Consider the following 5,624-nt stretch of genomic DNA (forward strand, 5'->3'; position numbering starts at 1 on the left):
TATAGATAGCTGGGATTCATTTTACTATTCTTTTGTTGTGATAAACCAAAGGTAGCAAAAAAACCTGGCTATCTTCTTTTTTAGTCGTATTTTAATTTACACCTACGCATTTGTCGGATGAACCATAAATTTTACATTAACCAACCTCACCATCACCTTCCATGACGTTTGTTGGCGTTGCTTATCAGGTTACGATGGAAGGAACCGTCCCGTAAAGCACAATGTAAAATTACGTCATACAATCATACAATACCAAACATAAGATTCTATAAAACAATAAATTACAATAAAGTTCTTTGTAGTTCTTCAATGTTCGAGAACGTGTACCATCAGATACTAAAAAATTCTATTATATTCCATAAAAAAACCTCCAACAGAATGAACTGATGGAGGTCGCTAATATACTGTCAAAGATTATTCTTGCAAATGTGCCATAATCTTTTTCATCAATTGTTTCATAGCCCTTATTTCCACCAACTTTTTATCATCAAGATTACCAGGCCGAAGATTACTCTTCTGTACACTGTAATTATTCTTGCTGCCAACAACCTTCTCCCCAAACAACCTAGTAGCTTCAGCATGAGGAGGAATGGATATTAACCAGTTCATGTTGGAATCAGCGCCACAATAGAAAGCCAAAACGACATTCTTCCCTCCATTATTCTCTTTGAAGAGTTCTTGATAGGTTTCATACACAGGCTTATCGACATAGACTTTGTTTACATACTGGCGAATGAAATATGCTTTCAAAGAACTATCCACCTCTGCGATGTCAGCTCTTAAGACTTCTGTTTGTTGACTTTCTGTTGATAAATCTACAGTTTTTTCCAAAGTAATTAGAGATCTCGAATGACTCTGTTTTCGTAAACGTCCCATCCACTTATCTATCGGCATGAAATCACAGAGGATTCTAATTAGAGACAACATCATCACCAGAAACGAGACAATAGCTATTAACCACAGCCAAAATTTCGTTTCAGAAGATATATGATAGCCAGACAATAGCATGGCAACCGCCACAACAACTATTGGAAAAGTTACTCCAAAGCCAGAATATATAAACACCTTGAAAGTCTTATCGTTTGTTTTCATCTTTTTACTATCTTAATTTTACAGAAAGCCACGGAATCTTGCTGAATTCTCACGGAAATTTAGCAGAAACCAAACATCATGAAATGGCTATTAATCAAGCAGTTATATAGTTAAGTCACGGAATTTTTGCAGAAAAGTCACGGAATTCTCACGGAATGTTCGTCGAAATTTCACCGGAATCCAGGTAATAGAGAAAATATTCTCCTCAAACGCTATATACAGTTTTATCTTTTTTGACATTCCATTTTATTCCCCTTCGTAAAAAAGAACATATAAGAGCAACAGGTTGCCTTTTTATTTTCTACTCTTTTATCTCCCGGACACCCTTTCTTTGTCATTATTTAAAAGAGAAGAATTAAGAAAGAGTATATTTTCCACATTTACACTCCTAAGAGTGTCAAAAGTCACGGAATCAGCACCCAAAATTTATCTTCGTTAAATTTTATCTTCCCGTTTTTCTTTAATTTCTTTAATTGATAGTCTATCTTGTTCGCCTTTTGTCTATCATTTAAAACATCGGACAGCTTGTTTATCAACAGGCCTTCGATATCTTTACGTGAAGCTTTTCCAAATTTCTTCAGATACTCCACAATCAGTTTCATGAAGTATTCATCATCAAAGCTACGGTTCTTAATATATTGACTCTTCAAGCCTGTATCTTTAGTTCTTGACACAACTTTATGGGCTAGATAGAAGTGTGGCTTGCGACCTTCTATAAATTTCTTCTTCCTCAAATAAGCTGCTTGGTCGTCAAGAATGGACTTCTTTTTCTGCACTTTGTCAAGCAACATAATATCTTCAAGACTCAAATCAGGATTATCCGTCAATATACGTGCGAAATTTTCATCAATCACCTTTCCTGTGATAGTCACCCGAACCTTGCCATCAGAGAGATCATATTCGGGCATAGGAAACGACCTTACCCGTTGGTTCTCAAACATTTTCTTGATGCCACCACCTTCTGTCTCAATCATATTCAGATTGCGCATAGCTTCAACAAGGAAACGGTTGCGGTAAACGGATTCCGGACAGTCCTTGGTTACCACGTTTTCCACACTTTGTGGCAAGAAGTCCCCGTAATTCTGAAAGATGATATGATCATCTTCATATTCCACGACCTCAATGCGTGCACACTTTGTATAATCTTGGTGAGCAATGGCATTATTCAAAGGTTCACGGATATTAAACATGTCATAGCGTAACATCTCATCAGGGAAAAGAGAATCTGGACGAACAAGGCGATATTTCACATTGCGGACCTTATTATATAATCGATCAACACTCAACAACAAAGGCATCGGCAGGATCTCATAATCTTTGTTTTGCATAGAAACGGCAGCGCGAAGAGACCAACGAATACAAGCCACGTAAGGATTTAGAAGATGTTCACTCTCCTCTTTTCCTAGCAGAACAAGAGCTGCCCTTGTAATTTTACCATTGATAGTCACTTTGGCCTTATCCAGAAACTTCGAATTATCCCATGCCGATATTTCAGCTTTGCGATATGGGTTGCGGATGAGGTATTCCTTCCGTGCTTTTTCTATTGCCTCCGGTTCAAGGTCATCAATAGTGGCATTATCAACAATCTCAACACTCCAATCCTCCGTAATCACAAGTTCAGACAGTATGGCTTGTAGTCTATCATCCTTCATTTCATACAGAGAATCACCTATCCTCTGCCATGCTTTGTTATGGGCATAAACAGGTAGCTTGGCTTTATGCTTAGGAATAGTAATTATCCAAACAATAGCGCCAGTATCTTCTGCCCTTAGCTCATCAATATTCAGATTCTCGGTTGGAAGATTCCGACACCTTTCTGCGATCTTTGCTTTTGCAGACTCGATAGTGTAATTGCCAAAATTCTGAATGCCTATTACCTCAAAAGTTTTATCTTGGATGCCAATAATGATGGCCCCTCCATTCATATTAGCGATGGCAGACACATAAGAAACCACATCATCGCCTTCATGTCCACAAAGGCTATTTTGCAGGTTTTTATATTCTTTCCACTCACATCCTTCATTCTCCTTAGGATACTGGATGCGAATATATTCTGATATTTCTTGCTTTGTCATATTGTCTTAATGCTAGGCTTTTATATCACAAATGTACAAAAGAAAAGTTGAATAAGATCCATTACCTCTTAATATCTTCAAGACATTCTCCTTTCCACGACCTAAACCTCAGGAGTTTGTCTTAACATCGTTTTGAGTAATGATTTCATTTGCTCGGGCGACAAACTGTCTATATCAATAGGCACTTGCTCAGATTGGAAGTCTAGCAACTTGGCATTGTTTCGAAAGCGGATTTCCAATGGGTACATATCTTGATAGCCACTGGTAACATCATTCCCTTGTGAGTGTCCCATACTCTCTGCAATATAAAGTTCTTCCACTCCTGCAAGTTTGAGATTTGTGGCAAAAGAATGCCGTGCCCATGTACCAGATGGTTCTTTATCCCATTTCAGGACTTCCTTACAAACTCTTATTACACGATCTTTAATATTGGAATTTTCCTGTACAGTCAATCTTCTTCTTACAAGTTCATTCTCCTCGCAATGGAATATTTGAGGGAACACATAGGCATCCTTCCTTGGTTTGGCTGCAATTTCATCCAGTATGAATTGAAGCGGTTGGATAATAGGGACAACGACTACCGACATACTGTTGCTTCGTGCAGACGTTTTCTTGCGCATAAACTCAAATGCACGCCCACCTTCTGCGAAATAAGTACGGTTATAAGTCAACCGTCCTGCATCCGCGAGATTAAAACCATTGCACAAGTATTGAGCGAGGAATAATCCCAGCGAATTATGTACTCGCTTTTTATAGTCTTTATCCCATGAATTAGGATATCGTTTCTCCGCAAAAACCTGATATAACTCCGTCATTTCTTCTACGCTCAAGTAAGATTGCTGCCGCCTTTTCCCTCGAGGAATAGATATAAGATCATTATCCTTATTAGAAAATGGATATTTGTCAGCAGACAAAAATCCTCGTTTAATGCATTCGTTCCAAATGACGCGGCAGGTTCTTAAATACATACCACGTGTTGCATCAGCTATTTTGCCAGTTAAGGTCCCATCAACCACAATACCATTTTTCATTCCATCATTCCACTTCGCAACAATATCCTTGTCAATTTTGAATCCTTCCACTTTGCCAACAATCTTCAAGAAAGAATTTAGAGCCCACTGGTAATTCTCTGCAGTGCCCACTCTATTATCGGCCCTATACCTTGCAATAAGTCCTTCCCACATGCCAATAAAAGACAACGAGTGCTCGTCTTGATATTCCACTCCCGACAACATAGTCTTGATCAATCCAACAGTCAGCTCATGAGACTTACTTAGTTTCACGACCTTATCTCGAAAATCCTCTAATATTCCCTGCCAATCCTTATAGACATCCATAAGTGAACTGCGAGAACTAGTTACACTACAAACACCATTGAAATACTTTTCAGTCTGAAAAGGCATATCTACCAGTTTATGATAATACCGCTTCCTGTCTATTGTGAAACAGATAGCCATAGGATATTCTGTCGTCTCTTTATTAGTACGCTTATCCAGCACGAGAGTAAGCGAACAATTTCCAACCCGATTGCAGTTGATTGATGTTTTTAAAGCCTTCATTTTTCTCGACTTTTTACATTATCTTGCGAACACCATGCGAACACCAAAGCTCATTTAATGCCATTTTACAAGATTTCATATTTTTGAAGCAAAGATAGTAAATTATTGAATATCAGGCAAATATATTCAAAATAAAAATTTTATAAAATCTTATAAAACCATATTTCAACAGACTCATAATCTGGAGGTCATAGGTTCAAGTCCTATCTGGTCCACACAGGTATCAAGGAGTTACAGAAATTTTGTAACTCCTTTTGTCTTATTTACGAACACGGGGCGACCATAAAACTGATAGTAATTGTAGCTAGAAATCGTTATCCTCCTTTTAAGTGCTTTATTTCCTTGTCAAAGTTGGAAACAGAGTTCTCATCTTTTTTTTCGGAATATTCCACATTCATATTCTGTCTTTATCTTTGCTTCCATTGCAGAAACTTTTCCAGAATTTTCCCAATTATTGGACGCTGGACTACAATTCAGGGAATTATCCAAAATCCCACACCAGTCTGCCATGGTTGTTGGAAAGATTCATGCGCACTGCTCTCAAAGATAGGAATGGATTACACCGTTTAACCCACAGTTAGCATGGAGTTTGTAGCCAAAATAGCATGTGTTCTGCGAATATGTTTCCTTGCTCATTTACAATGATTCTTCGAAAATTGTTTGCATATCTCAAGGATTTTGACGTACTTTGTATATAAGTTGTACATATGATGATTTGAAATTAACAGCTTTAACACTAATAATTTGCTAAAAATTAGCGGCATACACAACTTTTCATACGTAAATATTTTGTGCCCCACCTATTGGGAAGGGGCTATTTTTAATTGTTTTTAATAACTTAACAGAGTTAAGACAAAAGAAAAGATAGCACTTGTTGGTGTGCAAGTGCGGCTGAATG

Annotated in this window: 3 protein-coding genes and 1 pseudogene; all 4 read right to left on the minus strand. The window is 37.7% G+C overall.

The annotated features are described in order from the left end of the window. Nucleotides 1-414: 414 nt before the first annotated feature. Nucleotides 415-1,092 carry a hypothetical protein gene (locus NG821_RS12240; protein WP_252761943.1) on the minus strand — a complete coding sequence of 226 codons (678 nt, stop codon included), beginning with the start codon at nucleotides 1,090-1,092 and terminating at the stop codon, nucleotides 415-417. A 404-nt stretch (nucleotides 1,093-1,496) separates the two neighbouring features. After that, on the minus strand, nucleotides 1,497-3,167 hold the full coding sequence (locus NG821_RS12245; RefSeq protein WP_252761944.1) for an RNA-binding domain-containing protein: 1,671 nt from the start codon (nucleotides 3,165-3,167) through the stop codon (nucleotides 1,497-1,499). Between the two features lie 101 nt (nucleotides 3,168-3,268). Further along, nucleotides 3,269-4,726 carry a tyrosine-type recombinase/integrase gene (locus tag NG821_RS12250; protein WP_252761945.1) on the minus strand — a complete coding sequence of 486 codons (1,458 nt, stop codon included), beginning with the start codon at nucleotides 4,724-4,726 and terminating at the stop codon, nucleotides 3,269-3,271. A gap of 619 nt (nucleotides 4,727-5,345) precedes the next feature. Further along, nucleotides 5,346-5,490 (minus strand): annotated as a pseudogene (locus NG821_RS12255) (IS982 family transposase); the annotation flags it as partial. Nucleotides 5,491-5,624 lie beyond the last annotated feature (134 nt).

Source organism: Segatella cerevisiae (assembly GCF_024054555.1).
Classification (GTDB): domain Bacteria; phylum Bacteroidota; class Bacteroidia; order Bacteroidales; family Bacteroidaceae; genus Prevotella; species Prevotella cerevisiae.

Coding starts and splice junctions, on each gene's coding strand:
- NG821_RS12240 (WP_252761943.1), bottom strand. CDS start 1,092: ATGAAAACAAACGATAAGACTTTCAAGGTGTTTATATATTCTGGCTTT.
- NG821_RS12250 (WP_252761945.1), bottom strand. CDS start 4,726: ATGAAGGCTTTAAAAACATCAATCAACTGCAATCGGGTTGGAAATTGT.
- NG821_RS12245 (WP_252761944.1), bottom strand. CDS start 3,167: ATGACAAAGCAAGAAATATCAGAATATATTCGCATCCAGTATCCTAAG.